At 68.5% G+C, this 26,237-nt stretch carries 24 protein-coding genes and 1 riboswitch; of the genes, 10 read left to right on the top strand and 14 right to left on the bottom strand.

Annotated features, from left to right (window positions below):
* Positions 1-58: 58 nt before the first annotated feature.
* The 6 genes from AC1DBL_RS00120 to AC1DBL_RS00095 all read right to left on the bottom strand — a co-directional run bounded on the left by AC1DBL_RS00120 (position 59) and on the right by AC1DBL_RS00095 (position 6,512).
* Positions 59-850 carry a class I SAM-dependent methyltransferase gene (locus AC1DBL_RS00120; RefSeq protein WP_476925236.1) on the bottom strand — a complete coding sequence of 264 codons (792 nt, stop codon included), beginning with the start codon at positions 848-850 and terminating at the stop codon, positions 59-61.
* Between the two features lie 72 nt (positions 851-922).
* On the bottom strand, positions 923-2,350 hold the full coding sequence (locus AC1DBL_RS00115) for an aminotransferase class V-fold PLP-dependent enzyme (RefSeq protein ID WP_441417308.1): 1,428 nt from the start codon (positions 2,348-2,350) through the stop codon (positions 923-925).
* Positions 2,351-2,384: 34 nt separating this feature from the next.
* A riboswitch (SAM riboswitch) is annotated at positions 2,385-2,498 on the bottom strand.
* A gap of 89 nt (positions 2,499-2,587) precedes the next feature.
* Positions 2,588-3,400, bottom strand: coding sequence for a histidinol-phosphatase (gene hisN / locus AC1DBL_RS00110; protein WP_175321887.1), 813 nt, complete (start codon positions 3,398-3,400; stop codon positions 2,588-2,590).
* 68 nt (positions 3,401-3,468) lie between these two features.
* Positions 3,469-4,584 (bottom strand): ribosome small subunit-dependent GTPase A, encoded by a 1,116-nt coding sequence (gene rsgA / locus AC1DBL_RS00105; protein WP_441417309.1) that lies wholly within the window; start codon positions 4,582-4,584, stop codon positions 3,469-3,471.
* The gene (gene aroA, locus AC1DBL_RS00100; protein ID WP_476925235.1) at positions 4,568-5,956 is read right to left on the bottom strand and encodes a 3-phosphoshikimate 1-carboxyvinyltransferase; all 1,389 of its coding nucleotides are present in this window, start codon (positions 5,954-5,956) and stop codon (positions 4,568-4,570) included. Before aroA ends, rsgA begins: the two co-directional genes overlap by 17 nt.
* Positions 5,957-5,963: 7 nt before the next feature.
* Positions 5,964-6,512 carry a DoxX family protein gene (locus tag AC1DBL_RS00095; RefSeq protein ID WP_441417311.1) on the bottom strand — a complete coding sequence of 183 codons (549 nt, stop codon included), beginning with the start codon at positions 6,510-6,512 and terminating at the stop codon, positions 5,964-5,966.
* A gap of 190 nt (positions 6,513-6,702) precedes the next feature.
* Between AC1DBL_RS00095 and AC1DBL_RS00090 the strand changes: the two genes are divergently transcribed.
* Together AC1DBL_RS00090 and rsrA are read left to right on the top strand one after the other, a co-directional pair.
* Positions 6,703-7,620: a sigma-70 family RNA polymerase sigma factor gene (locus tag AC1DBL_RS00090; protein ID WP_441417312.1), complete on the top strand. Its 918-nt coding sequence runs from the start codon at positions 6,703-6,705 to the stop codon at positions 7,618-7,620.
* Positions 7,617-7,889, top strand: coding sequence for a mycothiol system anti-sigma-R factor (gene rsrA / locus AC1DBL_RS00085; protein ID WP_441417313.1), 273 nt, complete (start codon positions 7,617-7,619; stop codon positions 7,887-7,889). The genes AC1DBL_RS00090 and rsrA overlap by 4 nt, the downstream gene beginning before the upstream one ends.
* Before the next feature lie 101 nt (positions 7,890-7,990).
* Here the strand turns inward: rsrA and AC1DBL_RS00080 are convergent, their stop codons facing one another.
* The 5 genes from AC1DBL_RS00080 to AC1DBL_RS00060 form a co-directional block, all read right to left on the bottom strand.
* Positions 7,991-8,065, bottom strand: coding sequence for a 50S ribosomal protein bL37 (locus tag AC1DBL_RS00080; protein WP_104061284.1), 75 nt, complete (start codon positions 8,063-8,065; stop codon positions 7,991-7,993).
* 94 nt (positions 8,066-8,159) lie between these two features.
* Positions 8,160-8,771 (bottom strand): PadR family transcriptional regulator, encoded by a 612-nt coding sequence (locus AC1DBL_RS00075; protein WP_441417857.1) that lies wholly within the window; start codon positions 8,769-8,771, stop codon positions 8,160-8,162.
* Complete coding sequence (locus AC1DBL_RS00070; protein WP_441417314.1) at positions 8,771-9,598, bottom strand: DUF4097 family beta strand repeat-containing protein; 828 nt, start codon at positions 9,596-9,598, stop codon at positions 8,771-8,773. The genes AC1DBL_RS00075 and AC1DBL_RS00070 overlap by 1 nt, the downstream gene beginning before the upstream one ends.
* A gap of 118 nt (positions 9,599-9,716) precedes the next feature.
* Positions 9,717-10,355, bottom strand: a complete 639-nt coding sequence (locus AC1DBL_RS00065) for a GDSL-type esterase/lipase family protein (protein WP_476925234.1) — start codon at positions 10,353-10,355, stop codon at positions 9,717-9,719.
* A gap of 94 nt (positions 10,356-10,449) precedes the next feature.
* Positions 10,450-14,277 (bottom strand): multifunctional oxoglutarate decarboxylase/oxoglutarate dehydrogenase thiamine pyrophosphate-binding subunit/dihydrolipoyllysine-residue succinyltransferase subunit, encoded by a 3,828-nt coding sequence (locus AC1DBL_RS00060; protein ID WP_476925233.1) that lies wholly within the window; start codon positions 14,275-14,277, stop codon positions 10,450-10,452.
* A 268-nt stretch (positions 14,278-14,545) separates the two neighbouring features.
* Here AC1DBL_RS00060 and AC1DBL_RS00055 point away from each other — a divergent pair, with 268 nt between their 5' ends.
* From AC1DBL_RS00055 to AC1DBL_RS00030, 6 genes are all read left to right on the top strand, one after another.
* Entirely contained in the window at positions 14,546-16,018 is a 1,473-nt protein-coding gene (locus AC1DBL_RS00055; protein ID WP_476908573.1) for a GuaB1 family IMP dehydrogenase-related protein, read from the top strand.
* Positions 16,019-16,284: 266 nt separating this feature from the next.
* The gene (locus AC1DBL_RS00050; RefSeq protein ID WP_441417318.1) at positions 16,285-17,646 is read left to right on the top strand and encodes a hemolysin family protein; all 1,362 of its coding nucleotides are present in this window, start codon (positions 16,285-16,287) and stop codon (positions 17,644-17,646) included.
* On the top strand, positions 17,643-18,704 hold the full coding sequence (locus tag AC1DBL_RS00045) for a hemolysin family protein (protein WP_441417319.1): 1,062 nt from the start codon (positions 17,643-17,645) through the stop codon (positions 18,702-18,704). Before AC1DBL_RS00050 ends, AC1DBL_RS00045 begins: the two co-directional genes overlap by 4 nt.
* Before the next feature lie 105 nt (positions 18,705-18,809).
* Positions 18,810-19,727, top strand: coding sequence for a metal ABC transporter solute-binding protein, Zn/Mn family (locus AC1DBL_RS00040; RefSeq protein ID WP_476925232.1), 918 nt, complete (start codon positions 18,810-18,812; stop codon positions 19,725-19,727).
* A gap of 64 nt (positions 19,728-19,791) precedes the next feature.
* A complete protein-coding gene (locus AC1DBL_RS00035; protein WP_476925231.1) occupies positions 19,792-20,607 on the top strand; it encodes a metal ABC transporter ATP-binding protein in 816 nt (271 codons plus the stop codon).
* The gene (locus AC1DBL_RS00030; RefSeq protein ID WP_441417322.1) at positions 20,608-21,486 is read left to right on the top strand and encodes a metal ABC transporter permease; all 879 of its coding nucleotides are present in this window, start codon (positions 20,608-20,610) and stop codon (positions 21,484-21,486) included.
* 70 nt (positions 21,487-21,556) lie between these two features.
* On the opposite strand, the gene AC1DBL_RS00025 is transcribed toward AC1DBL_RS00030, so the two are convergent.
* The gene (locus AC1DBL_RS00025; protein ID WP_441417858.1) at positions 21,557-22,054 is read right to left on the bottom strand and encodes a Fur family transcriptional regulator; all 498 of its coding nucleotides are present in this window, start codon (positions 22,052-22,054) and stop codon (positions 21,557-21,559) included.
* A 106-nt stretch (positions 22,055-22,160) separates the two neighbouring features.
* Here AC1DBL_RS00025 and AC1DBL_RS00020 point away from each other — a divergent pair, with 106 nt between their 5' ends.
* Positions 22,161-22,817: an MBL fold metallo-hydrolase gene (locus AC1DBL_RS00020; RefSeq protein ID WP_476892276.1), complete on the top strand. Its 657-nt coding sequence runs from the start codon at positions 22,161-22,163 to the stop codon at positions 22,815-22,817.
* A 13-nt stretch (positions 22,818-22,830) separates the two neighbouring features.
* Here AC1DBL_RS00020 and cds1 read toward each other — a convergent pair whose 3' ends face one another.
* A complete protein-coding gene (gene cds1, locus AC1DBL_RS00015; protein WP_476892277.1) occupies positions 22,831-23,925 on the bottom strand; it encodes an L-cysteine desulfhydrase Cds1 in 1,095 nt (364 codons plus the stop codon).
* A 48-nt stretch (positions 23,926-23,973) separates the two neighbouring features.
* Here cds1 and AC1DBL_RS00010 point away from each other — a divergent pair, with 48 nt between their 5' ends.
* Positions 23,974-24,849, top strand: a complete 876-nt coding sequence (locus AC1DBL_RS00010; protein ID WP_476892278.1) for a sulfurtransferase — start codon at positions 23,974-23,976, stop codon at positions 24,847-24,849.
* 5 nt (positions 24,850-24,854) lie between these two features.
* Here the strand turns inward: AC1DBL_RS00010 and AC1DBL_RS00005 are convergent.
* Positions 24,855-26,237: HNH endonuclease (locus tag AC1DBL_RS00005; protein ID WP_476925230.1), on the bottom strand; the 1,383-nt coding region annotated here is incomplete at its 5' end.

Below are 26,237 nucleotides of genomic sequence, written 5' to 3'. Positions count from 1 at the left end.
TAAGTTAGGCACACCGAAATAATAGGCGCCGCGGCGTGGTCAGTGCAATGCGGGAACCTCAGGCTTTGACGGCACGCCAGCTTTGCGTCAGGTAGGGAAGCGGCAGGAGCTGCCCGGCAGTGTGTCCGAGGTGCTCGTGCAGGTACCAGTCGAGGTTAGCGAGCACCTTGGCCCTGGTGCTCTCGCCTGCCCGCAGGTAGTAGCTGCGGGATTTGGTCAGTTCCATGACGTCCTGCGTGGTTACTGGATCCTCCCAGCGGGTGAGATGACTCTCCAGCCCGATGAATTCCGGTCCCAGCGGCGGCGTGAAGTGGGGCTTGTGGACGTCCCCCGCATGCATGATCCGGGACAGCCTGTGCACCCAGGGGACCGAGGTGTCGAGCTGGTTCCAGATCAGGCCGAGAACGCCGTGCGGCCGCAGGATCCGGGCCGCCTCGGTACTGGCCAGCAGGGGATCGCACCAGTGCCAGGCCTGGGCCACCGTGACCAGGTCGAAGGCCCCCGAAGCCAGCCCGGTGTGTTCGGCGGTACCCTCGACGGCGGCGACTCCCGGGAGGGCGCGGCGCAGCTGGTCGAGCATGTCCGGGGACGGATCGACGGCCACGGTCCTGAGCCCCCGTTGGACCAGGAGCGCCGTGAACTTACCGGTCCCGGCGCCCAGGTCGGCGGCGTCGTGGGCCCCGGCCGGGATCAGCCAATCGGCCGAATCCGCCGGATAGCCGGGCCGGACCCGGTCGTAGTGCTCGCCGCCGTCCTGGAAGCTCTGCCCGAGCTCCCGCCGCCGCTGGTGCTGCAGTTTTGGGCCACCCTGCAGTCCGGGGTGGTGCAGTTTGGGGCCGCCGCGTGCCACGTGCGATCTCCTTCGGCAGCTCTGGTGCGTACCTGTCGAATTTACCGCACGCGGCCCGGGCTGCGCTGCCGGTCAGTCGACGGAGCAGGGGGCTGCGCCAGCGGTGCCAGGCGTGTTCGGCGCCCAGTGCGGATAGCTCCGCGTGTCGTTGGCCGGCACCCAGCGTCCGGCGTCTACGACGTAGTCCCAGCCCAGGCCGTTCCGCCGCAGCTCCTGGAGCCCGGCGAGCAGCCGCTGCGCGTCGTTGAGCCGTGAGCCGAGGCCGAAGCTGGCCCGGAGCGAACCGGCGGGCAGGCCGAGCCGTTTTAGCAGCGGGTGGGCGCAGAACCGGCCGTCGCGCAGGCCTATGCCGTGCTCCGCGGACAGGTATGCGGCGACCAGGCCGGCGTCGTAACCGGCGACCGAGAAGTTGACCACGCCGATCGTCCCGGGGCCGCCTTCCCGGCCGGTGTCCTCGAAGATGTGGTGGACCGTTACGCCGTCGATCCGCTCCAGCCCCTCGACCAGGAAGGAACGGATGGCGTCCTCGTGGGCGTGCCACTGCTGCTCGTCCAGCGCCTCGATGACCTGGCTGGCGCGGGCCAGCGCGGCCGCGCCCAGGACATTGGGGGAGCCGCCCTCGTGGCGGGCCGGCCCGGTGGTCCAGCTGACGGCGTCGAGCCGTGCGTCCCGTACTGCGCCGCCGCCGGCCAGGTGCGGGGTGCCGGCGTCCAGCCAGTCCGGCCGGCCCACCAGCACGCCGGCGCCGAACGGGGCGTAGAGCTTGTGGCCGGAGAAGGCGAGGTAGTCGACGTCGTCCGCGGCGATGTTGATGCGGCGGTGCGGGGCCAACTGGGCCGCATCGACGGCGATCCGGGCGCCGAATTCGTGCGCCAGCGCGGCCAGCTCACGGATCGGCAGGATTTCGCCGGTGACGTTGGACGCGCCGGTCACGGCGAGCAGGCTTACTCCGCCGAGGGCGAGTTCCGCCCGGAGCCGCTCCACGGTGCCGGCGAGGGTGGGCGCCGCGACGACGCTGCGGTGCGGGACGTTTTGCCAGGGCAGCAGGTTGGCGTGGTGCTCGATATCGAGGTAAAGCACCTCGCCGGTGTGTCGGCCGTCGTCGACGGGCAGGCAGCCGGCCAGCAGGTTCAGTGCGTCGGTGGTGTTCCGGGTGAAGATCACGGAGTCATCCGGACGGCCGCCGACGAACCCGCGGACGATGTTCCGGGCGTTTTCGTACACCGAGGTACTCAGTTGGGAGGCGTAGCCGGCGCCGCGGTGCACGCTGGCGTAGTACGGCAGGATCTCGTTCAGGTAGGCGGACACCACGGACAGCGCCGGGGCGGAGGCTCCGTAGTCCAGGTTGGCGTACCGGACCTGGCCGCCCTGGATCAGGGGGGCCAGGATTTCGGCGCCGGAAACCGCGGACAGTGGCCGGCGGGCGGCGTCGAAGCGTGCGTCGGTGAACTCCGGGCCGCCGGCGCTGGTGGTGTGGGTGGGGATGGTGGCAGTCGTCATGGGACCTCGCTCGAAAAGGACCCCGCACACAGGGGATCCGCGCTTGCCGGGTCCGCTCCGGACCGGCCAGGTCGTCACCCGGGGCACCCCGCCGCGAATGGAGGGTTGCCGGCCAGCAAACCGGGGTTTTGCGCTGGCACTCGTGACCTGCTTCGAGCCTAGGACATGGCCGGTCGCACGGAAAAGGGAGGGCGGAATATGAAGCGTAGTGTTACGGGCTGCCTCGGGCGTGGCCGGCTAGAGCAGGTCGTCGAGGCCCGGGTTGAGGCGCTTGAGGACTTCGGAGTGCAGGATCGAGTTGGTCGCCAGCGCGTTGCCGCCGAAGGGGCCGTCCTCTCCCTCGAGCGAGGTGAAGCGGCCGCCGGCCTCCGTCACGATCGGGACCAGCGCCGCCATGTCGTAGAGGTTGAGTTCGGGCTCGCAGGCGATGTCGACGGCGCCTTCGGCCACGAGGCAGTAGGACCAGAAATCGCCATAGGCGCGGGTACGCCAGACCTCCTCGGTGAGTCCGAGGAACTCGTCGAGGTTGCCGCGCTGCTTCCAGCCGCCGAGGCTCGAATAGGACAGCGACGCATCGGCGAGCCGGGAGACGTTGGAGACCCTCAGCCGGGTCGCGGCGGCCAGTGAGCGGCCCATGTAGGCGCCGGCGCCCTTGGCGGCCCACCAGCGCTTGCCCAGTGCGGGGGCGCTGACGACGCCCACCACGGGTTCGCCTTCGTCGACGAGGGCGATCAGGGTGGCCCAGACCGGGACGCCGCGGACGAAATTCTTGGTGCCATCGATCGGGTCGATGATCCAGCGGCGCGAACCGTGGCCGGAGCTGCCGAACTCCTCGCCCAGGACGGCGTCGCGCGGGCGGGAGCGGGACAGCTGCCCGCGGATGGCTTCCTCGGCGGACTTGTCCGCGTCGGTGACGGGGGTCAGGTCCGGCTTCGTCTCGATCCGAAGGTCGAGCGCCTTGAAGCGGCTCATGGTCTGGGAATCTACGGAATCTGCCAGTACATGGGCAAGGCGCAGGTCATCGTTGTAGCTCGAAGCTGGTTGGCTCATGCTTCCAAACTACCGTCAAAACGCGCCGCGGACCGGGAGGCCACGTCGCTGCCGCCAAGTAGACGCGGCTATGAGACGCTGCCGAGTTCCTTGGTGTCCTGCGCTTCCAGCCGCGGATCGGTGCCCAGCAGCCGGCGCAGCGAGGCGAGCCGGGCCGGGCCGGACGGGCCCGCGTGGCCGCCCTGCACCCAGGCGTCCACGCCGCAATTGACGGCGGTGGCGTCGTGCTTGCAGCCCCGCTCGCAGTCATCGGTGCCAGGAGCCAGGTCCGGGAAGGAACGCAGGATCCGGTCCGGGTCCACATGGGCCAGGCCGAAGGAGCGGATGCCCGGGGTGTCGATGATCCAGCTGCCCGCAGGCGCATCACTGACCTTCAGCGCCAGCGCGGAGGAGGAGGTGTGGCGGCCGCGGCCGGTGACCGCGTTGACGCCGCCGGTGGCCCGTTCGGCGCCGGTGAGCGCGTTCACCATGGTGGATTTGCCGACGCCGGAGTGGCCCAGCATGACGGTGACCTTCCCGTCGAGGTAGTCCCGCAGCTGCGACACGGCGGCCTTGTCCAGCCGGGCGGACAGGCCGTCATCGGAGCGGGCGTCGATGCCGGAGGCGGCCGAATCCGCGGTCTTGGAGATGATCACCGGGAAATCCAGGTGCTGGTAGTTGGCCAGCAGCTCGGCGGGGTCCTTGACGTCGGCCTTGGTGACGAGCAGCAGCGGTTCGATGCCGGCGTCGTAGGCGGCCACCAGCGCGCGGTCGATGAAGCCGGTGCGGGGTTCCGGGTTGGCTGCGGCCACGACAACGACGAGCTGGTCGGCGTTGGCGACGACGGCGCGTTCGATCGGGTCCGTGTCGTCCGCGCTGCGGCGCAACAGCGTCCTGCGGTCCTGGATCTTGACCAGCCGGGCCAGGGTGTCGGGTTCGCCGCTGACGTCCCCGACGAGCGAGACGAAGTCCCCGGCAACTACGGGGTTGCGGCGCAGCTCCCTGGCCCGCGCCGCGATGATCTTGCGTTCGTCGGCGGTGCCCTCGCCGACGACGGCGGTGTAGCGTCCGCGGTCCACGGTGACGATCCGGCCGGTGACGGCGTCGTCGTAGCTGGGCCGGTCCTTGGTGCGGGGGCGGGAGCCCTTTTTGTTGGGGCGGATCCGGACGTCGGATTCGTCCCAGGAGTCAGTGCTGCGTGCCACCGGCGGCGTCCTTGTCTGCGGTGCTTGCCTGGCTGAGCATGGCCCCCCACAGCTGCGGGAAGCCGGGCATGGTCTTGGCCGTGGTGGCGATGTCCTCGACCTCCACGTCCGGGACCGCGAGACCGAGGATTGCGCCCGCGGTGGCCATGCGGTGGTCCGCGTAGCTGTGCACGACGCCGCCGTGCAGCTTCGCCGGCCTGATGATGAGTCCGTCGGCGGTCTCTTCGGCGTCCCCGCCAAGGCGGTTGATTTCCGCGACGAGGGCGGCGAGCCGGTCGGTTTCGTGGCCCCGGAGGTGGGCGATGCCGCTCAGCCGGGAGGGGCCGGTGGCCAGGGCACAGAGGGCTGCCACGGTCGGCGCGAGCTCGCTGGTTTCGTCAAAGTCGCCGCCCTTGATCTCCGGGCCGCCGCTCACGGTCAGGGTGCCGTGCTCCAGCGTCACGGTGGCGCCCATGGTGGCCAGGATGCCGCGCCAGAGATCGCCGACCTGGGTGGTCCCGGCCGGCCAGTTGGGGATCCGCACGGTTCCGCGGGTGGCGAGGGCCGCGGCGAGAAACGGCCCGGCATTGGAGAGGTCCTGTTCGATCCGCTGGTCGAAGGCGCGGATCGGGCCGGGGGAAATAACCCAGTGGTTCGGCACCGAGTCATCGACCGCCACGCCCACGCCGCGCAGCACGGCGACCGTCATGTTGATGTGGTCCAGGCTCGGTACGGGCTTTCCCACGTGTTCGAGGTGGAGTCCCTCGGTAAACCGGGCTCCCGCGAGCAGCAGGGCGGAAACGAACTGCGACGAGGCGCTGGCGTCGATGACGAGGTGGCCGCCGCGGACTTCTCCCGTTCCCTGGACGGAAAACGGCAACGACGACGCCGGTCCGCCGTCGGGGGCGCTGACGGCGACGCCGAGACCGGTCAGTGCCTCGATGATGGTGCCCATCGGCCGGTTGCGGGCGTGGGGATCGCCGTCGAATGCTGAGCGGCCGCGGTGCAGCGCGGCGACCGGAGGCACGAAGCGCATCACAGTGCCGGCCAGGCCGCAGTCGATTGTGGTGTCAGCGGCAGCGGCATCCGGGGCGATGGGGGTGATGTCCAGGTCCGGGCCGTAGGCGCCGTCGCCGGGCACTTCGGTGATGGTGGCCCCCAGCTGCCGGAGGGCCTTGATCATCAGGGCCGAGTCCCGGGAGTGCAGCGGAGCACGGAGCTTGGACGGCCCGTCCGCGAGGGCGGCCAGGATCAGGTACCGGTTAGTCAGGGACTTGGAGCCGGGAACGGTGACGGTGGCGTCGACGGGACGCTCGGCGAAGGGCGCACGCCAATGCGGACCGCCGCCGGCTGGAAGGGAAGGGGCTGCAGCGGTGGGGGTGGTGCCAGTCATTGCCGTCTTAGGCCCCGACAGCGTGGTCGACGGCCTTGCGGACCGCCTTGTCAGCCTTCTTCAGCTTCTTGCCGGTGGTCTTCCGGGCGTCCGCGGCGAGGTGTGCGGTGGTCTTCCGGGCGTCGGCGGCGAGGTGCTCTGCACGCCAGGCCAGGCTCGGCTTGCCCGCGGTGTCCACGGAAGCCAGCAGCACCCCGCCGGTCAGTGAGACGTTCTTCAGCAGCTGCTTGCGCCGGGCGTCGCGGCCTTCCTTGGACGAGATGTCCGCGCTGCGCCATTCAACGTAGCCATTGAGCGCCGAGATCACAGCGAGCACGGTGGCGGCCAGGCGGGAGGCCTTGCCGAGGGCCAGGCACACGCCGGCACCCACTTGGGTGCCGCCGATCACGCGGGCCAGGACTTTCTCGTCGGCCTGGAAGGGGAGGGACTCAGCCGCGCGGCGCAGCAGGGGAGACAGCTGTGTCGCAGTGTCATCCGCATTCTTTAGCTTGTCCATGCCTGCGAGCACGAAACTGGAGGCGAGCATGGGGCGGGCGAGAAAGCGGACAAAGGACATGAATTTCCTCCTGGATGGACGAACCGCGGACGCTGTGCGGGAGAACCGGTTCTAGTCTTGCACTTTTGCGGAATATTTGCCCGTTGTGCGGGGTTGTGCATGACAGATTCCAGCCGAAATGGGGGCGGGAAAACCAGCGCAATAACTATGGGCACGGCCGGTCATCCGGCCAGTGCAGGAAGGCGGAGGTTTGGTTCTGGTTAAAGAATCCGGGCTGCTGGATGAAGCCGCCGCGGACCCGTGGGCCGCGGCCCTGACGGGGGCTTTGAGCACCCGCCGGAAGGTGACAGTAGACTTGAACGCAATGAGCACCATGGATCCGGCCGTTGCGGCCATGCACGAGGTTGCCGGAAACGACGACGCCAAGCCCACCAAGGCAGCCGCCGCCAGTAGTACGGCGCAGGCGACGGCCGCGGACGAGGCCATCGCGGAACGAACAGCCGTGGAAACCGTAGCGGCGGACGGCACCGGCCAGCCGCTGGACACGACTGCCGAGACCACCGACGAGCGCCGCATCCGCTTCGAGCGCGACGCGATGCAGTACGTCGACCAGCTTTACTCCGCGGCCATGCGGATGGCGCGGAATCCCGCCGACGCCGAGGACCTCGTCCAGGAGGCGTACACGAAGGCGTTTTCCGCCTTCCACCAGTACAAGCCCGGAACGAACCTCAAGGCATGGCTGTACCGGATCCTCACCAACACGTACATCAACCTGTACCGCAAGCGCCAGCGTGAACCGCTGCAGTCGAACTCGGACACCATCGAGGACTGGCAGTTGGCCCGCGCCGAGTCGCACACCTCGACCGGCCTGCGCTCGGCGGAGGCTGAAGCGCTGGACCATCTGCCGGACTCGGACGTAAAACGGGCCCTGCAGTCGATTCCGGAGGAGTTCCGGCTCGCCGTCTACTTCGCCGACGTCGAGGGCTTCGCGTACAAGGAAATTTCAGACATCATGAACACCCCGATCGGGACCGTCATGTCCCGGCTGCACCGCGGCCGGAGAATGCTGCGGGACATGCTGGCCGACTACGCGGCCGAGCGGGGATTCAAAGCCGCGGGCGATCCCGCCGCAGCGGCCGAAAGCAACAATCAGGAGAACAGGAAATGAGCGACTGCCAGGGACTGGGCGACTGCGATGACACCCGGATGCAGCGCATCTACGAGTACCTCGACGGGGCCCTGACACACGACGACATCGCCGAGATCAAGGACCACCTCGACGAGTGCCCCGAGTGCCACGAGCAGTATGACCTCGAGTGCGTCATCCGCGTGATGGTGAAGCGCTCCTGCACGGAGGCCGCGCCCGAGAATCTCAAGAATTCCATCCTCGACCGGATCCACTCGATCCGCGCGGTTGAGGCCGACGCGGAGGCCTGAGCGCCGCCGGGCCCCGCGAAGGACCAAGAAACAGCGAAAGACCCCGGGAACCGTGAGGTTTCCGGGGTCTTTCGCTTAAAGCTTGATATCCAAGCCTTGGCTTAGGCGTTGGGGCGCTTACCGTGGTTCGCGCCGCCACGCTTACGGTCACGACGTTTACGTGCACGTTTGCTCATAGCTGGCCTCCTTAATCTTGGTACTCAAAAGAGCTGCCCTCAAGTCTCCCACATTGGCGGACCCGCCGCGAACCGGCGGCCGCCGTCGTGCGGCTCAGCCCTCCAGTGAGTTCCGGATGGAGATCCGGGCCTGGTCCAGGACCGTCTTGACGGTTTCAAGGGTGACTGGGGTGACCGGCCGGGCTCCGGCGTGGCGGCGCAGCTCGACCCGCATATCGTCCCGGAAGGACTGCACCAGCATTTCGGCCTCCCGCAGCCTGCGGTCGCTTTCCTTGGAGTAGCGCGCGCCGGCGGGGGAGGCGGCACTGCGGGCCGTGGAGCGGGCCGCCTCGGCCGTGGCGGCAAGGTCCGCGCGCAGCCCCTGCATGTTCACCCGGATGTCCTGCCGCAGCTTGTCGGCCAGTCGACGGACGGAGGCGGAAATGTCGTCCTCCACGTCGGCCAGCTCCTCCCGCCGCCTGTTGAGTTCCACCAAGCCGGCCGGGGTGATGCTGTAGTTGGTGCGCCGGCCCTCGGTGTGGGTGGCGACGAGCCCCTCCTCCTCCAGCTTGGCGAGCCGCGGATAGATGGTCCCGGCGCTGGGGGAGTACGTGCCGCCGAAGCGATCGCTGAGTGCCTTGATCAGCTCGTAGCCGTGCTTGGGGCCGGACTCCAGCAGGGCCAGCAGGTACAGCCGCAGCGCGCCGTGGGCAAAGACGGGCGGCATCACAGCCCCGCTTCGGTGTCCGTGCTGGGCTGGCGGTGGAAGATCGAGGTCTTCCCCGATACCGAGTTGGTCCGGACCAGCATGAGCTTGGCATCGGGACCGGCGATGGTCTGCACGGATCCGCCGGGCTGGGCGTACCGCTGGTCGTCGATCACGACCGCGCCGCTGGCCGACTTCGCGATGATGTCCACGCCGACGTCGTGCGGCAGCCGGATGGTGACATCGCCGGAGACCGAGTTGGCGCCGAAGTCCTGGGTGAAGCCGTGCAGGTCGAAGCTCAGGTCCCCGCTGACGGTGTTGGCGCGGATGTTGCTGAATTCGCCAGAGGCGGTGACTTCGCCGGAGACGCTCTTGGCGGTCAGGACGCCGTGGTGGTTGCGGGCGATCACCTCGCCGCTGACGGTGCTGACGGCCAGTTCACCCGCGGTGCCGTCGGCCAGCACCGAGCCGGAGACGGTGTTCAGCCGGGTGTGCCCGGTGAGGCCGGAGACCATGCCGTCGCCGCTGACAGTACCGGCCTCGACGTCCACACCGGCCGGCAGGGCAATGCTGATGACCACGCTGTTGCTTGAGTTGTTGTTGACCGTGCCCATCAGGTTCTTGAACCAGCCCTGCGGGCCGTGGAGCTGGTGGCGCACCTCGAGGCGGCCCTCGGTGAGGCTGATCGCCAGCGGATCGCCGTCGACCTCGGAGACCTCGATCCGGGCCACGTCCTCGTCGTGGGTGACGACGTCGAAGCGGCCGCGGACAATGCCGAGCTTGAGCGAGCGGACGCCGTCGACGTCGATCGTCTGGGGACCCGTAACGGTCCACGAATTCTGTTCCATGCTTCCTCCGGATGCGGGCGGGTGCGATCAGGCGAGCCTCGGTGCTTGCGATATATCGCGACTATGGAAACACGATATATCGCGCCCGGTGAGGGGTCAAGATATATCGCGACAGAATCTACCGTGGTCCGCCGGGCGGGACCGGACGGACGGCGGCCTGCTCCGGCGCGTCGATCCCCAGCCACTGGAACCAGCCGCGGTGCAGCACGAGCCAGGCCATCAGTCCGTAACCGGCCTGGCCCGGCGTTCCGCCGTTGGCCGCGAGGTCCTGGCGCCACTGCTCGTGGTTCAGCAGCGGCGAGAAGGTGTCCACGTACAGGTGCTTGCGGCGCGTGGTGACATCGGCGAAGGCGGTGTTGAGCTCGCCCAGTCGGCGGTTCTGGGCGGGGTCCAGGGTCGGCGGCGGCCCGACGACGAAGACCTCGATCTTGTTCTGCGAAGCGGAGTCAAGGATATTGGCGAGGTTGAGCCGGCTGCGGGCCGTGGAGAGGCCGAACTCGATGTCCCGCCCGGACAAGCCGATCACCAAGCGGTTCTCGTGCTGCGGGCCGAACCGGCGGCCGGCTTCCTCGAGCCAGCGCTCAGCCAACCCTTCGGTGCCTTCCTGCGGGCACGGCAGCGAGTAGCTTTCCAGGCTGAGCCCGTCGTGGGGAGTGCGGGCGAGCACCCGTCCCAGCCAGCCCAGTGCCCGGGGGTCACCTAGGCCGGCCAGCAACTCATCTCCAACGGCTGCGATCCGCAGCTTCCGATCTTCCACGACTACCTCTTCATTCCCAATGCCGGTTCAAAGCCTTAAACGAAGCTGCCCGGCCGGAGTCGTGGTGTTCCACCTCCGGCCGGGCAGCCTGGTCTTACTTACGTGCGAACGCCTGCTTGAGCAGGGCATCCTGCTCGGCTGCGTGGCGCTTCATCGAACCTGCCGCGGTCGAAGCCGAGGCCGGCCGGGAGACGAGGCGCACGCGCCGGTCCAGCGCATCCGGCAGGTTCAGGCCGATGAACGGCCACGGTCCCTGGTTGGCGGGCTCGTCCTGGGCCCAGACAACGTCGGCGTTCGGGTACTTGGCCAGCTCGGCGGCGATTTCCGCTGCGGGCAGCGGGTAGAGCTGTTCGACCCGGATGATCGCAGTCGTCGTGTCGCCGGTCTTCTGCCGGGTGGACAGCAGGTCGTAGTACAGGCGGCCGGAGACCAGCAGGACGCGTTCGACGGCGTCGGCCTGCAGCTGCTCGTGCTCGGGGATGACCGGGCGGAAGGTGCCCGTGGTGAAGTCTTCCACCGAGGACGCGGCAGCCTTGAGGCGCAGGAGCTGCTTCGGGGTGAAAATGATCAGCGGCTTGCGCGGCCTGCTGTACGCCTGGCGGCGGAGCAGGTGGAAGTGCGAGGCCGGCGTCGTGGGGTTGGCCACGATCATGTTCTCCTCAGCGCAGAGCTGCAGGAAGCGTTCGATCCGTGCCGAGGAGTGGTCCGGGCCCTGGCCCTCGTAGCCGTGCGGCAGCATGAGCACCAGCGACGAGCGCTGGCCCCACTTCTGCTCGGCCGAGGAGATGAACTCATCGATGATGGTCTGCGCGCCGTTGACGAAGTCACCGAACTGCGCTTCCCAGAGCACCAGCGCGTCCGGGCGCTCGACGGAGTAGCCGTATTCGAAGCCCATGGCCGCGTATTCGGACAGGAGCGAGTCGTAGATCCAGAGCTTGGCCTGGTCGTCGGAGAGGTGGGCCAGCGGCATCCACTCGTCGCCGTTGGCGCGGTCGTGGAAGACGGCGTGGCGCTGCACGAAGGTGCCGCGGCGCGAGTCCTGGCCGGCGAGCCGGACCGGGACGCCCTCCATGCTGAGCGAGCCGAAGGCCGCGAGTTCGCCGAAGCCCCAGTCGATGCCGCCTTCGCGGGACATCTGCTCACGCTTCTCGAGCAGCTGCTTGAGCTTGGCGTGCACCGTGAAACCCTCGGGGAATTGGACGTGCGCCTTGCCGATCCGGGCCAGCATCTCGGTGGAGATCGCGGTGGATTCCGGGGCGCTGATGCCCGAGTCGGACTGCTGGGCGGAGGGCCGTTCCAGATCGGACACCGCGGCGGAATCTGCGGTGATGATCGGGATCGGGGACGTCTGCGCGGCGTGGGTCTCGGCGAAGACGCGCTCGAGGCGTTCCTGGTAGTCGCGGAGCAGCTGCTCGGCTTCTTCCTCGGTGATGTCGCCGCGGCCGATCAGCGACTCGGTGTAGAGCTTGCGGACCGACCGCTTGGCCTCGATCAGGTTGTACATCAGCGGCTGCGTCATCGAGGGGTCGTCGCCCTCGTTGTGGCCGCGGCGGCGGTAGCAGACCATGTCGATGACAACGTCCTTGTGGAACCGCTGGCGGAACTCGTAGGCGAGCTGGCCGATGCGGACCACTGCCTCCGGGTCGTCGCCGTTCACGTGGAACACCGGCGCCTGGATCATCTTGGCGACGTCCGTCGAGTAGGTGGAGGAACGCGACGAGGACGGCGCCGTGGTGAAGCCGACCTGGTTGTTGACCACCACGTGGATGGTGCCGCCGGTGCGGTAGCCGCGCAGCTGGGAGAGGTTGAGCGTTTCCGCCACGACGCCCTGGCCGGCGAAGGCGGCGTCACCGTGGACCATGATCGGCAGCACGGGGAAGGCCTCGCCCGCGTCCAGGCGGTCCTGCTTGGCGCGGACGATGCCTTCGAGGACGGAGTCCACGGCCTCGAGGTGCGAGGGGTTGGCGGCGAGGTAGACCTTGGTCTCCTTGCCGTTGTCCGAGGTGAAGGTGCCCTCGGTGCCGAGGTGGTACTTCACATCGCCCGAGCCCTGCACGGAGCGCGGATCCTGGGTGCCCTCGAATTCGCGGAAGACCTGGGCGTAGGTCTTGCCGGCGATGTTGGTGAGCACGTTGAGGCGGCCGCGGTGGGCCATGCCGATGGCTACTTCGTCGAGTTCGTCGTCGGCGGCGTCAGAGATGATGGCGTCCAGAAGCGGGATCAGCGACTCGCCGCCCTCGAGCGAGAAGCGCTTCTGGCCGACGAACTTCGTCTGAAGGAAGGTCTCGAAAGCCTCCGCCGCGTTGAGCTTGGAGACGATCCGGAGCTGTTCGTCACGGCTCGGCTTGGAGTAGGGGTGCTCCAGCTGGTCCTGGAACCACTTGCGCTCTTCGGGATCCTGGATGTGCATGTACTCGATGCCCGTGGTGCGGCAGTACGCGTCGCGGAGTACACCGAGGATGTCGCGGAACTTCAGCATCGGCTTGCCGCCGAAGCCGCCGGTAGGCCATTCACGGTCCAGGTCCCACAGCGTCAGGCCGTAAGTCAGGACGTCGAGGTCCGGGTGCTTGCGCTGCACGTACTCGAGCGGATCGGTGTCCGCCATGAGGTGGCCGCGGACGCGGTAGGAGTGGATGAGCTGCTGGATCCGGGCGACCTTGTTGATCTCGTCCGCCGGGTCCACCTGCAGGTCCGGGCTCCAGCGCACGGGCTCGTACGGGATGCGCAGGGATTCGAAAATCTCGTCGTAGAAGTTCTGCGCGCCGAGCAGGAGCTGGTGCACGAGCTTGAGGAACTCGCCGCTGCCGGCACCCTGGATGACGCGGTGGTCATAGGTGGATGTCAGGGTGAGGACCTTGCTGATGGCGTTGTGCGCAATGATCTTCTCGCTGGCGCCCTGGAACTCGGCCGGGTAGTCAAGGGCGCCGACGCCGATGATGGCGGCCTGGCCCTTGGAGAGGCGGGGGACCGAGTGCACGGTGCCGATGCCGCCGGGGTTGGTCAGCGAGACCGTGGTGCCCGAGTGGTCGTCCGCGGTCAGCTTGCCGTTGCGGGCGCGCTTGATCAGGTCCTCGTAGGTGTGCCAGAACTCGGAGAAGTTGAGGGTCTCAGCCTTCTTGATGTTCGGCACCATGAGCAGGCGGGTGCCGTCCGGCTTGGGCATGTCGATGGCGATGCCGAAGTTCACGTGCGCGGGCTGCACGGCCACGGGCTTGCCGTCGACGACGTCGTAGTAGACGTTCATCGAGGGGAACTGGGCCAGCGCCCGGATGACGGCGTAGCCGATCAGGTGCGTGAAGGAGACCTTGCCGCCGCGGGCGCGGGCGAGGTTGGAGTTGATGACCACGCGGTTGTCGATCAGCAGCTTGGCGGGGATGGCCCGGACGCTCGTCGCGGTGGGGACCTCCAGGCTGGTGACCATGTTGGCCGCGATGGCTTTCGCCGGGCCGCGCAGCACGGAGACGACGTCTTCTTCCGGCGCGGTGGGGGCCTTAACGTTCTTGGGCAGCTGGGCCGGGATGGGGGTGCCGGCGCCGGGCTCGGCGGTCTTCGAACCGTCGCGGGCGACGGTGGCCGGCGCCTTCTGGGATGCGGCTGCGGCGGGAGCGGGCGCAGCGGCAGGGGCCGGGGCGGCGGCCGGGGCGGCGGCCGGGGCAGCAGGGGCTGCCGGTGCCGGGGCAGCAGGAGCAGACGCAGCGGACGGTGCTACGACCGGAAGCTCACGGGTGGAAGGGTGCGCGGCGGCCGTTGCCGAGGCGCCGTTGGTCGAGGAACCGTCGCTGGCATCGAAGGACTCGAAAAGCGGCCACCACTTGGCGTCTACCGTGTTCTTGTCCTGCTGGTACCGCTCGTACAGTTCGTCAACGAGCCACTCGTTTCCGCCAAATTCCTCGGGTAGACGGTGGCTAGGCTGCTCTGGCACTTGAAATACGCCTCTTCCATGAGTTTGATTCCCGCTGGTTTCCACGGTGCCGCAGCACGTCAATCGAACCAGTTCTCCGCGTCCAGTGAACCCAGACCTTTGCCAGTCTAGTGACGATTCCGGCCAAACCGCCAATAAGGGTGACTCAAATCATCCACGAGCCGCAACGCCGTCCGACCCGGCCCGGCGGACCGCCCCCGGGCCGGAACTGCCCCGCCGCCCGAGTGCCTCTAGAATCACAACCGAGACCCTCTATGAAGGAGCAGCCGTGCGTTTTTTGAGTGAGCCGACCACCGACCTGACCTATTCGGACATCTTCCTGGTGCCATCCCGCTCCGACGTCACCTCGCGGCTGGACGTGGATCTGTCGGCGGACGACGGGACCGGTTCCACCATCCCGCTGGTCGTCGCGAACATGACCGCCGTGACCGGGAAACGGATGGCCGAGACGATGGCACGCCGCGGTGGCCTGGCGGTCCTTCCGCAGGACGTGCCGCTGGACGTGCTTCGGAGCGTCACGGCCTGGGTCAAGGCCCGGCACGCGGTCTTTGAGACGCCGGTCAGCCTGCGCGCCTCGAACACCGTGATCGATGCCCTGCACCTGATGGGCAAGCGTCCGCACGGCGCGGTGGTGGTTGTGGACGACGCCGGCGCCGTCGCCGGCGTCGTCCGGGCCGCGGACTTCGAGGGCCAGGACCGTTTCGCTTCCCTTGCCTCCGTGATGCGCCACCAGCCGCTCGTGCTCGACGCCGCGGAGTTCGACGCCGACGGCGCAGCTGATTCCGGCGCCATGGCGCTCTCCCTGCGCCGCGCCTTCGACGCCATGGACGCCGCCGGTACCGACTTCGCGCCCGTCCAGCAGGACGGTGTGCTGGCCGGCGTCCTGACCCGCAAGGGCGCCCTGCGCTCCACCCTGTACCGGCCCTCCCTCGACGACGGGGGTGCGCTCAAGGTGGCCGCCGCCGTCGGCATTAACGGCGACGTCGCCGGCCGGGCGTCAGAACTGCTCGCGGCCGGAGTGAACGTGCTGGTGCTGGACACCGCCCACGGCCACCAGCAGAAGATGTTCGACGCCCTGGCCGCGGTCCGCAGCCTGGACCCCGGAGTGCCGGTCGTGGCCGGCAATGTGGTCACCGCCGGGGCCACCCGCGAGCTGATCCAGGCCGGCGCGGACATCGTCAAGGTCGGTGTTGGACCGGGCGCCATGTGCACCACCCGGATGATGACGGCGGTCGGCCGTCCGCAGTTCTCCGCCGTGCTGGAGTGCTCGGCCGCGGCACGCGACGCCGGCGGCAGGGTCTGGGCCGACGGCGGAGTCCGTTACCCCCGCGACGTGGCGCTGGCCCTCGCGGCCGGCGCGAGCCAGGTCATGATCGGCTCCTGGTTCGCCGGGACGCACGAGAGCCCGGGGGACCTGCAACTGGACGCCAACGGCCGCCAGTTCAAGGAGAGCTTCGGGATGGCCTCGGCGCGGGCGGTGCAGAACCGCAACCAGCGCGAGGGCGCATTCGAAAAGGACCGGAAAGCCCTGTTCGAGGAAGGCATCTCCACCTCCCGGATGTACCTCGACTCCGCCCGCCCCGGGGTGGAGGACCTGCTCGACATGATCACCGCGGGGCTGCGCAGTTCGATGAGCTACGCCGGTGCCGCCGATCTCGCGGCGTTCCGGGAGCGGGCCGTAGCCGGCATCCAGTCCGCGGCGGGCTACGAGGAAGGCCGCCCGGTGCCGCAGAGCTGGTGAACCGAAACCTGTAGACTGAAATTCTTATGGACAGTAAATCTAGGTGCCGGCCTGGGGGCTGTCAGCGCGGAACGGAATCCGTTCCCGCCCAGTCCACCCGCAGAGCCGGCAAACCCCGTTCGCGCGCCCATCACTCTTCCGCTGCACGGAACGCATCGTTCCACGGACAGAGTGCCCTACAGGAAACAGGGTCGGCCGCGGCTGACCATCCTCCGCCGGGACGTTTCCCCCGGCCAGCTCTTCTCCGCTCCGAAGCGGGCCGCTAAATGGAGTGGCTACTGCTCGGAGCTGGACTGCTCCTCATCCTCGGCACCGGCTTTTTCGTCGCCGTTGAATTCTCCCTGGTTGCCCTCGACCAGGCCACCGTGCAGCGCGCCGTGGACAACGGCGACGCCGCCGCCGCGCCGCTGCTGAAGTGCCTGAAATCCCTGTCCACGCAGCTCTCCAGCTGCCAGCTCGGCATCACCCTGACCACCCTGCTCACCGGCTACGTGATGGAACCCTCGGTGGGCAAGTTGCTGGAGGGCCCGCTGGCCGCGCTCGGGCTGCCCGAAGCGGCCGCCACGTCGGTCTCGCTGGTCCTCGCAATGGCTCTGGCGACCCTGCTGTCGATGCTGATCGGCGAACTGGTCCCGAAGAACATGGCGATCGCACTCTCCTTCCCGGTCGGCAAGGCCCTCGCGCGGCCGCAGCTGGTCTTCACCGCAATCTTCAAGCCCGCCATCGTCGTGCTCAACGGCTTCTCCAACAAGGTACTGAATGTTTTCGGCCTCGAGGCCAAAGAGGAAATCTCTGGCGCCCGCACCCCGGCCGAGCTCGCCTCGCTGGTGCGCCGCTCGGCCGCGATGGGAACACTGGACGAACGGACCGCCAACTTCATCTCCCGCACCCTGAAGTTCTCCGGGCGGACGGCCGCGGACGTGATGACGCCCCGGATCCGGGTGGAGACCATTGACGGCCATCAGCCGGTCTCGGACATTGTGGAGGCAGCCAAACGCACCGGCTACTCCCGCTTTCCCGTGATCGGCGAGTCCTCGGACGACATCCGCGGTGTGGTGCACGTCAAGAAGGCCATCGCCGTTCCGGTGGACCGGCGCGCCAACCTCGAAGCCGGAGCCATCATGACCGAGGTGCTCCGCGTGCCGGAAACCATCCACCTGGACGGACTGCTTGCCGAACTGCGCGAAGGCAATTTGCAGCTCGCCGTGGTGCTGGACGAGTACGGCGGAACCGCCGGGATCGCCACCCTGGAAGACCTCGTGGAAGAAATCGTCGGGGAAGTGGCCGACGAACATGACAAGGTCCGCCCCGGGCTGCTGCAGAGCGCCTCGGGGGACTGGTACTTCCCGGGCCTGTTGCGCCCGGACGAACTCTCCGAACAGATCCCGGGCCTCACCGTGCCGGATGAGGCGGCCTACGAGACGGTCGGCGGCTACGTCATGAGCCAGCTCGGACGCATCGCGGCCGTGGGCGACACTGTCGACGTCGGCGGCGGAAAGCTCAGCGTCACCCGTATGGACGGACGCCGGATCGACCGCATCTGCTTCAAGCCCGCGCCGCCGGAGCACGAGCCGCACAGCGGCAACAACGGGCGCATTGACGCTGCCGGAAAGGCCGGTGCCGCATGAGCGACTGGCTGGGAATACTCTGGCTCGCGATACTGCTGCTGGGCAACGCGTTCTTCGTCGCGGCGGAATTCGCCGTCATGTCCGCCCGCCGCAGCCAAATCGAGCCCCTCGCCGAGTCCGGGTCCAAGCGGGCCCAGACCACGCTGCGGGCCATGGAAAACGTCTCGCTCATGCTGGCCTGCGCCCAGCTCGGGATCACGGTCTGCTCGCTACTGATCCTGCAGGTGGCCGAGCCGGCCATCCACCACCTCATGGCCGTTCCGCTGGAGGCGCTCGGTGTCCCGATGGAGATGGCCGACGTCGTGGCCTTCGCCATCGCGCTGCTGGCGGTCACCTTCCTGCACGTGACTTTCGGCGAGATGGTGCCGAAGAACATCTCCGTCTCGGTGGCGGACAAGGCGGCCCTGCTGCTGGCCCCGCCGCTGATCTTCATTGCCCGGGCGGTCAAGCCGGCGATCGTGGCCCTCAACTGGTCCGCGAACCACATCCTGAAGCTGATGCGGATCGAGCCGAAGGACGAGGTGACCTCCTCCTTCACGCTTGAGGAAGTCCAGTCGATCGTGCAGGAGTCCACCCGGCACGGCCTGGTGGACGACGACGCGGGACTGATCACGGGTGCGCTGGAGTTCTCTGAACATACTGCGTCCCAGGTCATGGTTCCGTTGGACAAACTCGTGATGCTCAAAGCCGCCACGACGCCGGAGGAGTTCGAGAAGGCGGTCAGCCGCACCGGTTTTTCCCGCTTCCCGATGCTCGACGACGAGGGCATGCTCTCCGGCTACCTCCACATCAAGGACGTGCTGTCGATCCCGGAGGCCGGCTACCAGCACCCGATCGCGGAAAGCCGCATCCGCTCCCTGGCCAACCTGGCTATGGAAGACGAGATTGAGAAGGCGATGTCCGTCATGCAGCGCACCGGTTCACACCTTGCCCGTGTGATTGGTCCTGATGGGCACACCCAGGGCGTGCTGTTCCTGGAGGACGTGATTGAGCAGCTGGTGGGGGAGATCCGGGACGCCACGCAGGCAACCGGCTACCGCAGGCTCGGACAGGACTAGCGGAGGCAGGCAACACGGGTCTGACCCTAAATAGGAATGATTCCCATTTAGGGTTAGACTCGTTGTATTGCTAATGCTTCTCAATAACAGATCCGAGGTATTTCCGTGCGCCGTTCTGCCGCCGCTCTTCTCCTTGCCGGCCTCAGCACCCTCCTGCTGACGGCTTGCGGTCCGACCTCGGCCGGCGACCGGCCCGGTGCGGGCGATGGCGTCGTTGAGGTGGTGGCCTCCACCAGCGTGTACGGCGACATCGTCCGCAGCGTTGGCGGCGACAAGGTGCGAGTCACCTCGATCATCAGCCGGACCAGCCAGGATCCGCACTCCTACGAGGCCACCACGCAGGACAAACTGGCCGTCTCCAAGGCCGAACTGGTGGTGGAGAACGGCGGCGGCTACGACGATTTCCTGGACAAGCTGGCCGGGGACACCGGGCTGGACGGGAAGGACCTGCTCAACGCCGTCAAGGTCTCGGGGCTGGACTCCGGGAGCTCGGCCGCGTTCAACGTACACGTCTGGTACAGCCCCGCCGCGATGAGCCGGCTGGCCGACGCGCTGGCGGAGAAGCTGGGCGCCCTCGAGCCTTCCTCGGCCGGAGACTTCCGGAACAACGCCGCGGTCCTGAAGAAGGAGCTCGGCGGACTGGAAACCCGGCTGTCGGCGCTCAAGGCCTCGGCGGCCCGCGGCGGCGTCGCCGTCACGGAACCCGTGCCGCTCTACCTGTTGGAAGCCGCGGGCCTGCAGAACCGGACGCCGGCCGAATACAGCGCCGCCATCGAAGCCGGCTCGGATGTTCCACCCGCCGTGCTCCGCTCCGCCATCGACGTCGTGAAGTCCGGCGGGATCCGGCTGCTGGCCTACAACCCGCAGACGGAGGGACCGCAGACCCGCGCGCTCAAGGACGCCGCCGTCGCCGCGGGTGTTCCCGTGGTGGACTTCAGCGAGACCCTGCCCGAGGGCAAAGGGTACCTGCAGTGGATGTCCGGCAACGTGGACAACCTGGCCAAGGCCCTTGCCCGGGGCTAGCCCGGCCTAAGATAATCGCAACGGCGTGGGCACCTGGCCTAAGCAGAAATCGAGGAATACCCAGTTGACACCCGTAGTGAGCCTGCGCGGAGCCTCCCTCACGTTCGGCAACCGGACCTTGTGGGAGAACCTGGACCTGGATATCAGCCCCGGGGAATTCTTTGCCGTCCTCGGCCCCAACGGCAGCGGCAAGACGACCTTCCTCAAGGTCCTGCTCGGCCTGCAGGAACTGAGCTCCGGGACCGCCGTGCTGGACGGCCGGCCCATTGCCCGGGGCAGCCGGCGGATCGGCTACGTCCCGCAGCAGGAATCGTTCGACCCGGACACCCCGCTGCGTGCCCGGGACTTGGTGGGGCTCGGCGTCGACGGTCACCGCTGGGGGATCCGCCTCGGCGGGGCCAAGATGAACCGCAGGATCGACGGGCTGCTTGCCGAGGTAGGTGCGCAGGATTACGCCAAGGTCCCGGTGGGAAAGCTCTCCGGCGGTGAGCAGCAGCGGCTGCGCGTGGCCCAGGCCCTCGCCACGGAGCCCAGGGTGCTGCTGTGCGATGAACCGCTGCTTTCGCTGGACCTGCATCATCAGCAGGCGGTCAGCGCGCTGATCAATAAGCAGTGCCACGAGCAGGACAGCGCGGTGATCTTTGTGACCCACGAGATCAACCCGATCATGGACTACGTGGACCGTGTGCTCTACCTGGCCGGCGGCCGTTTCCGGGTGGGCACGCCCGAGGAAGTCATGACCACGGAGGTGCTGTCGGATCTGTACGGCAGCCATGTGGAAGTAATCCGCGCCAACGGCCGGCTGATCGTGGTGGGCCTGCCGGACGCGACGACGCACCACCACGAAGACGCCCACTCGATCGCAGGGGAGGTGGGCTAGATGGATCTGGACAGCGTGCTCCATGCGATCTTCAACTTCGAGAACTACGGCGAACTACTGGTGCTGGTGCAGAACTCCATCTGGGCCGGCGCGGTGCTGGGCCTGCTCGGCGGCCTGGTGGGCACCTTTGTGATGAAGCGTGACCTCGCCTTCGCGGTGCACGGCATCTCCGAGCTCTCCTTCGCCGGCGCGGCCTTCGCCCTGTTGGTCGGCGCCGACGTGGTGTTCGGCTCGCTCGCCGGATCGGTGGTGGCGGCGCTGCTGCTGGGCCTGATGGGGGTCCGGGCCAGGGACAAGAACTCCACCATCGGGGTGCTCATGCCGTTCGGCCTGGGCCTGGGCATTCTTTTCCTCTCGCTCTACGAGGGCCGGGCCGCGAACAAGTTCGGCCTGCTCACCGGCCAGATCGTGTCCGTAGGCACCGTGCAGCTGCAGGTCCTGGCGGTTGCCGCCGTCGTCGTTATGCTGGCGCTGATCGCCATCTGGCGGCCGCTGACCTTCGCGAGCGTGGACCCCCGGGTGGCCGCCGCACGGGGTGTCCCGGTGCGCGGGCTGGCGCTGGGCTTCATGCTGCTGCTGGGCGTGAGCGTGGCCCTGTCCATCCAGATCGTCGGCGCGCTGCTGGTACTGGCGCTGCTGATCACTCCGGCCGCCGCCGCACTGCGGGTGACCTCGTCGCCGCGGCTCGTGGTGCTCCTCAGCGTGGTCTTCGCGGTGACGGCAACGGTGGGCGGGATACTGCTGGCGCTCGGCGGGCGGCTCCCGATCAGCCCCTACGTCACCACGCTGTCCTTCCTGATCTACGTGGTGTGCCGGGTGATCGGCGGCATCCGGGACCGGCGCGGTGACAGCGGCCGGATGGTGCCGGAGACAACATGAGTAATGGGATTGCCGTCCGGGAGGCTGACCCTCGGCTGGGAACCCGGGTGACAGGGCCAACCGGCTTTTTCTAGCGGCCGGCCTGCAGGGCCGTGCAGTCGGGGCACAGCCCGAAGATCTCCACAGTGTGCTCGACGGCGGTGAAGCCGTGCTCGCTCGCGATCCGCGCCGCCCAGGCCTCGACGGCGGGTGCTTCCACTTCGACGGCCTTGCCGCAATTGCGGCACAGCAGGTGGTGGTGGTGTCCGGTGACCGCGCAGCGCCGGTAGACAGCCTCGCCGTCGGCGTTCCGCAGCACGTCTACCAGGCCGTCGTCGGCGAGGGACTGCAGGATCCGATAAGAGGTGGCGAGCGACACCGAGGTGCCCCGCTCCTGCAGGATGCGGTGCAGCTCCTGCGTGCTGACGAAGTCGGCCAGCTCGTCCAGCGCGGCGCTGACGGCCAGCCGCTGCTTAGTGACGCGTTGCTCTTTGCCCGGTTCCTTGCCCGCCGGCTGTTCCTTGCTGCCGGCGGCGGCTGCGGCCTCGGCCGGTGCCTGGCTGCCGCTGGTTGTGGCGCCCTGGGACATGGGGGAACTCGCTTCGCTGGGGGTCTTGCTGCGGGTAGTGGCAGGCTCCCAGATTACCAGCCGGGCCACGTGGACACCGCTTCGCAAGGCACCATAGGCTGGCCGGATGAAGCTGACGAAATTCACCCACGCCTGCGTCCGTCTCGAAAAGGAAGGCCGCGTGCTGGTGCTGGATCCGGGGACTTTTTCCGAGGCTGAGCAGGCCCTCGCCGGCGCGGACGCGGTCCTGATCACCCATGAGCACGCGGACCACGTCGACGTCGACGCAGTCACCGACGCCCTGCTGGAGGACACGGAGCTGCAGCTCTTCGCTCCCGACGGCGTTGCGTCCCAATTGCGCGGCAAAGCGCCCGCGGCTGCGGAACGAATCAACACTGTTGCAGCGGGGGAAGACTTCGAGACGGCCGGTTTTGCCATCCGGAGCTTCGGTGGCCAGCATGCCCTCATCCATCCGCAGATCCCGGTGGTCGCCAATGTCGGTTATTTGGTCGACTCCAACGTCTACCACCCGGGCGATTCCTTCGCGATCCCGGACGGCGTCGACGTGCAGACCCTGCTGGTGCCGATCCACGCCCCGTGGAACAAGGTGGGTGAAGTGGTGGACTTCGTGATCGGCGTGCGCGCGCCGCGGGCTTTCCCGATCCACGACGCCCTGCTGAACGACACGGGACGCGGTCTGGTGGAAGGGCACGTCACGAGGATCGGCGCCAGGTACGGCACCGAATACCGGCATCTCTCCAGCGGCGATTCGGTGGAGGTGTAGGTTCCGCTACCGGTTAGGCGGGCCAGGTTCCGCTGGCGAAGAACTCGCGGAGGGTGGCCTCGTGCGGTGCCGGATCCAGGCCCTGTTCCTGCAGCCACTCCGGGCTGTAGTAGTTGCCGGAGTAGCGGTCGCCGGCGTCGCACATCAATGACACCACGCTGCCGCGGCGCCCCTCGGCGATCATCTCGGCGATGAGCTGCCACACGCCCCAGAGGTTCGTGCCGGTGGACGGGCCTGCGTGCAGCCCGGCGTAATCGCGCAGGTGGCGCATGGCCGCCACCGAGGCGGCATCCGGCACTTGGATCATGTGGTCGATCACGGCCGGCACGAAGCTCGGCTCCAGCCGGGGCCGGCCGATGCCCTCGATCCGGGACGGCAGGCCGGTCGCACCAGCTGTAGCGCCGTCGTCCCGGCTGGCAATCCAGCCGGGGAAGAACGCGGAATTCTCCGGGTCGACGACGGCGAGGCCGGTATCGTGCCGTTGGTAGCGCAGGTAGCGGCCGATCGTCGCGCTGGTCCCGCCGGTGCCGGCGCCCACGACGATCCAGCGGGGGACCGGGTGCTCTTCGAGCGCCAGCTGGCCGAAGATCGACTCGGCGATGTTGTTGTTGCCCCGCCAGTCGGTGGCGCGCTCTGCGTAAGTGAACTGGTCCATGTAGTGGCCGCCGGTGCTGCGGGCCAGGTCCTCGGCCGCCGCGTAGACCTCGGAGGCGTGGTCCACCAAGTGGCACGAGCCGCCGAACTGTTCGATCAGCGCGATCTTCTCGCGGCTGGTGGTCCGGGTCATGACGGCGATGAACGGCAACCCCAGCAGCTGCGCAAAGTAGGCCTCTGAGACGGCCGTGCTGCCGCTGGAGGCTTCCACGATGGTGGTCCCTTGGCGGATCCAGCCGTTGACCAGGCCGAAGAGGAACAGCGAACGGGCGAGCCTGTGCTTGAGGCTTCCTGTGCGGTGGGTGGATTCGTCTTTCAGGTACAGCTGGACGCCCCAGTGCTCCGGCAGGGGTACCGAATAGAGGTGGGTGTCGGCTGATCTGTTGTTCTCGGCATTGATCCGGCGGATGGCTTCGTCGGCCCAAACCCGGTCCTGCTGGCGCACTCTTGTCACCGCACCAGCCTACCCGCGGCGGTGCCGGTCCAGCGTTAGAGTGGGCGGATGGACACCTTGATGACTGTGGCCCAACTCAAGGAACGGATGGACTCCGACGCGCGGACGGTGCTGCTGGACGTCCGCTGGGCGCTTGGCGACCCGCACGGCCGGGAGCATTATCTGCAGGCGCACCTGCCCGGCGCGGTCTTCGTGGACCTCGCCGCCGAGCTTGCCGGCCCGGCCGATCCCAGCCGGGGACGCCATCCCTTGCCGCCGCTGGAGCAGTTCCAGGAGTCCGCGCGCGGCTGGGGCGTCCGGGACGGTGACTTGGTGGTGGCCTATGACGACACCGGCAACCTTGCGGCGGCCAGGCTCTGGTGGATGCTGCGCAACGCAGGCTTCCCGACGGTCTGCCTGCTCGACGGCGGCCTGGCCGCCTGGCGCGCGGAGGGATTCGACGTCGAGAACGGCGAACCCGATGTGGAGGCGGGTGACGTCGTGCTCTCCGACGGGGCCATGCCGGTGATCGGCGCGGCTGAGGCAGCCGCATGGTCCGGCAGCGGCCTCTTGCTGGATGCCCGGGCCGGGGAGCGGTACCGGGGCGAGATAGAACCCGTGGACCCCCGCGCCGGACACATTCCCGGCGCCGTGAGTGCACCCACCACCCGGAACCTGGCGGCGGACGGCAGGTTCCTCCCGGCAGCCACGCTTCGCGAACGTTTCACCGGCTTGGGCGTGCAGGCGGGTCTGCCGACCGCCGTGTACTGCGGCTCCGGGGTGACCGCGGCCCACGAGATCGCGGCGCTGGAGATCGCGGGCTTCCGCGCGGCCCTGTACCCGGGATCGTTCTCGGAGTGGTCGACCAATCCATCAAACGACGTAGTGACCGGCGCTGCTCCTGAGGGCGATGTGTCTCAAGCCAGCCCGGCGCACGGCGGCTGACTCAGCTAGGCGGCTGACTCCGCCGGCTGCGCTGCCGGGCGCGCGCCCACCATGACCTTCGCCCGGCGCCCCAGTTTGGCCCGGTGCCTGAGCTTTCTGTTCTGGAGCGGAGGCTTTGGAGGGTCGTTGGTTTCTCTGTCCTCTCCGGAGCGCGGTTGCGGCCGGCAGGGGACGCCGGTTCCCGGCAGCGGCGGGGCGGTGGAGTGGTAGCTGTGGCCGGTGGGTGTGGTGAGTTGGAGGGTGTGCCGGGGTCCGGGGCGGGGTTGTGCGTTCCAGCCGGGGGTTTCTTTGGTGTGGTTGCAGGCCTCGCAGAGCCCGGCGCCGTTGGCTGCTGTGGTGGCGCCGCCGGTGTGCCAGGGGATGATGTGGTCCAGGTGTCGGATGGGGGCGTCGCAGTAGGGGGTCCGGCAGGTGTCGTCCCGGGCCTGGATTAAGCGGCGCAGCCCGGGCGGGAAGAGCCTCGCGCGGGAGTCCATGGCCACGAGTTCGCCGGTGGTCGGCGCGGTGTAGAGCCTGCGGAGCCAGAGGGCGAAGGCGCGTTCGTCGCTAGAGCCGCCCGCGGCTGCGCCACCGAAGTCTTTGAGTAGACGTCGGGCCCACCCGGCGGGGACGATGCCGTAGCCGGGGAGGCGGGCGGGTTCGCTGTCGGCCTGGAAGAGGGTGCGGTCGGTCATGATGAGCTGGATGTCGATGCCGCTGATCCCGCCGGCTTTSCCGGTGGTGCGTTCGACCAGGGCGTCGGCCATCAGCTGGCCCCGGGAACGGGGATCCCCGGCGGCGCGGGCAGCGTCTGCGTGCCGGGTGAGGGCGGCGTGCACGGCCACGCCTTGGCCGACGGGCAGCAGAGCGGTGAGGTAGCACATGGTGTCGGGGGCCGGGCGGAGGCTGACGTGGCGTTCGGTTTCGGCGTGGCCGGCGCGCTGGGTGATGGAGCGCGGGTCCCGCCGGTACGCGGCGGCCCTGGCCGCGGCGATGATGGCGCGGTCGCCCGCGCCGGTGAAGGTCCCGGCGTCGGGGGCGAGTTCCTCGTCGACGGCGGCCCGGTCGGCGGGGGACAGGACGGCGGTTTCGCGGGCCAGCAGGGTGGCGCGCCATTCGTTGAGCTGGCCGGTTTCCAGGGCGGCGAGGGTGTGCGGCATTTCGGTGACGAGGGCTTTGGCSAGGCCGAGGAGTCTCCCGCCTTTGGCGGGGGATTCGCGGCGGGCGAGGGCGAGCTGCGCGCCGACGCCGGTGCCGAGTTGGTCGGCGGGAACGCCGGCCAGGGATTGTTCGCGGCGCTGGGACAGGTCGAAGGCGACGGCGTCCCGGGCCTGCCGGGCGGCCAGGGCTGACTTCAGGTCCTCCAGCTCGCGTGTTTCGTCGATGAGGGCCGCGGCGCTGGCCGGGGC

The organism is Arthrobacter sp. 10T44, from assembly GCF_056393885.1.
This window is presented reverse-complemented; position numbering and strand designations above follow the sequence as displayed.

What these genes read in the sequence shown, in the direction of transcription:
- AC1DBL_RS00115 (WP_441417308.1), bottom strand. Translation starts at nt 2,350, where the DNA reads ATGACGACTGCCACCATCCCCACCCACACCACCAGCGCCGGCGGCCCG.
- hisN (WP_175321887.1), bottom strand. Translation starts at nt 3,400, where the DNA reads ATGAGCCAACCAGCTTCGAGCTACAACGATGACCTGCGCCTTGCCCAT.
- aroA (WP_476925235.1), bottom strand. Translation starts at nt 5,956, where the DNA reads ATGACTGGCACCACCCCCACCGCTGCAGCCCCTTCCCTTCCAGCCGGC.
- AC1DBL_RS00095 (WP_441417311.1), bottom strand. Translation starts at nt 6,512, where the DNA reads ATGTCCTTTGTCCGCTTTCTCGCCCGCCCCATGCTCGCCTCCAGTTTC.
- rsrA (WP_441417313.1), top strand. Translation starts at nt 7,617, where the DNA reads ATGAGCGACTGCCAGGGACTGGGCGACTGCGATGACACCCGGATGCAG.
- AC1DBL_RS00075 (WP_441417857.1), bottom strand. Translation starts at nt 8,771, where the DNA reads ATGCCGCCCGTCTTTGCCCACGGCGCGCTGCGGCTGTACCTGCTGGCC.
- AC1DBL_RS00070 (WP_441417314.1), bottom strand. Translation starts at nt 9,598, where the DNA reads ATGGAACAGAATTCGTGGACCGTTACGGGTCCCCAGACGATCGACGTC.
- AC1DBL_RS00050 (WP_441417318.1), top strand. Translation starts at nt 16,285, where the DNA reads ATGGAGTGGCTACTGCTCGGAGCTGGACTGCTCCTCATCCTCGGCACC.
- AC1DBL_RS00045 (WP_441417319.1), top strand. Translation starts at nt 17,643, where the DNA reads ATGAGCGACTGGCTGGGAATACTCTGGCTCGCGATACTGCTGCTGGGC.
- AC1DBL_RS00030 (WP_441417322.1), top strand. Translation starts at nt 20,608, where the DNA reads ATGGATCTGGACAGCGTGCTCCATGCGATCTTCAACTTCGAGAACTAC.
- AC1DBL_RS00025 (WP_441417858.1), bottom strand. Translation starts at nt 22,054, where the DNA reads ATGTCCCAGGGCGCCACAACCAGCGGCAGCCAGGCACCGGCCGAGGCC.
- AC1DBL_RS00020 (WP_476892276.1), top strand. Translation starts at nt 22,161, where the DNA reads ATGAAGCTGACGAAATTCACCCACGCCTGCGTCCGTCTCGAAAAGGAA.
- AC1DBL_RS00010 (WP_476892278.1), top strand. Translation starts at nt 23,974, where the DNA reads ATGGACACCTTGATGACTGTGGCCCAACTCAAGGAACGGATGGACTCC.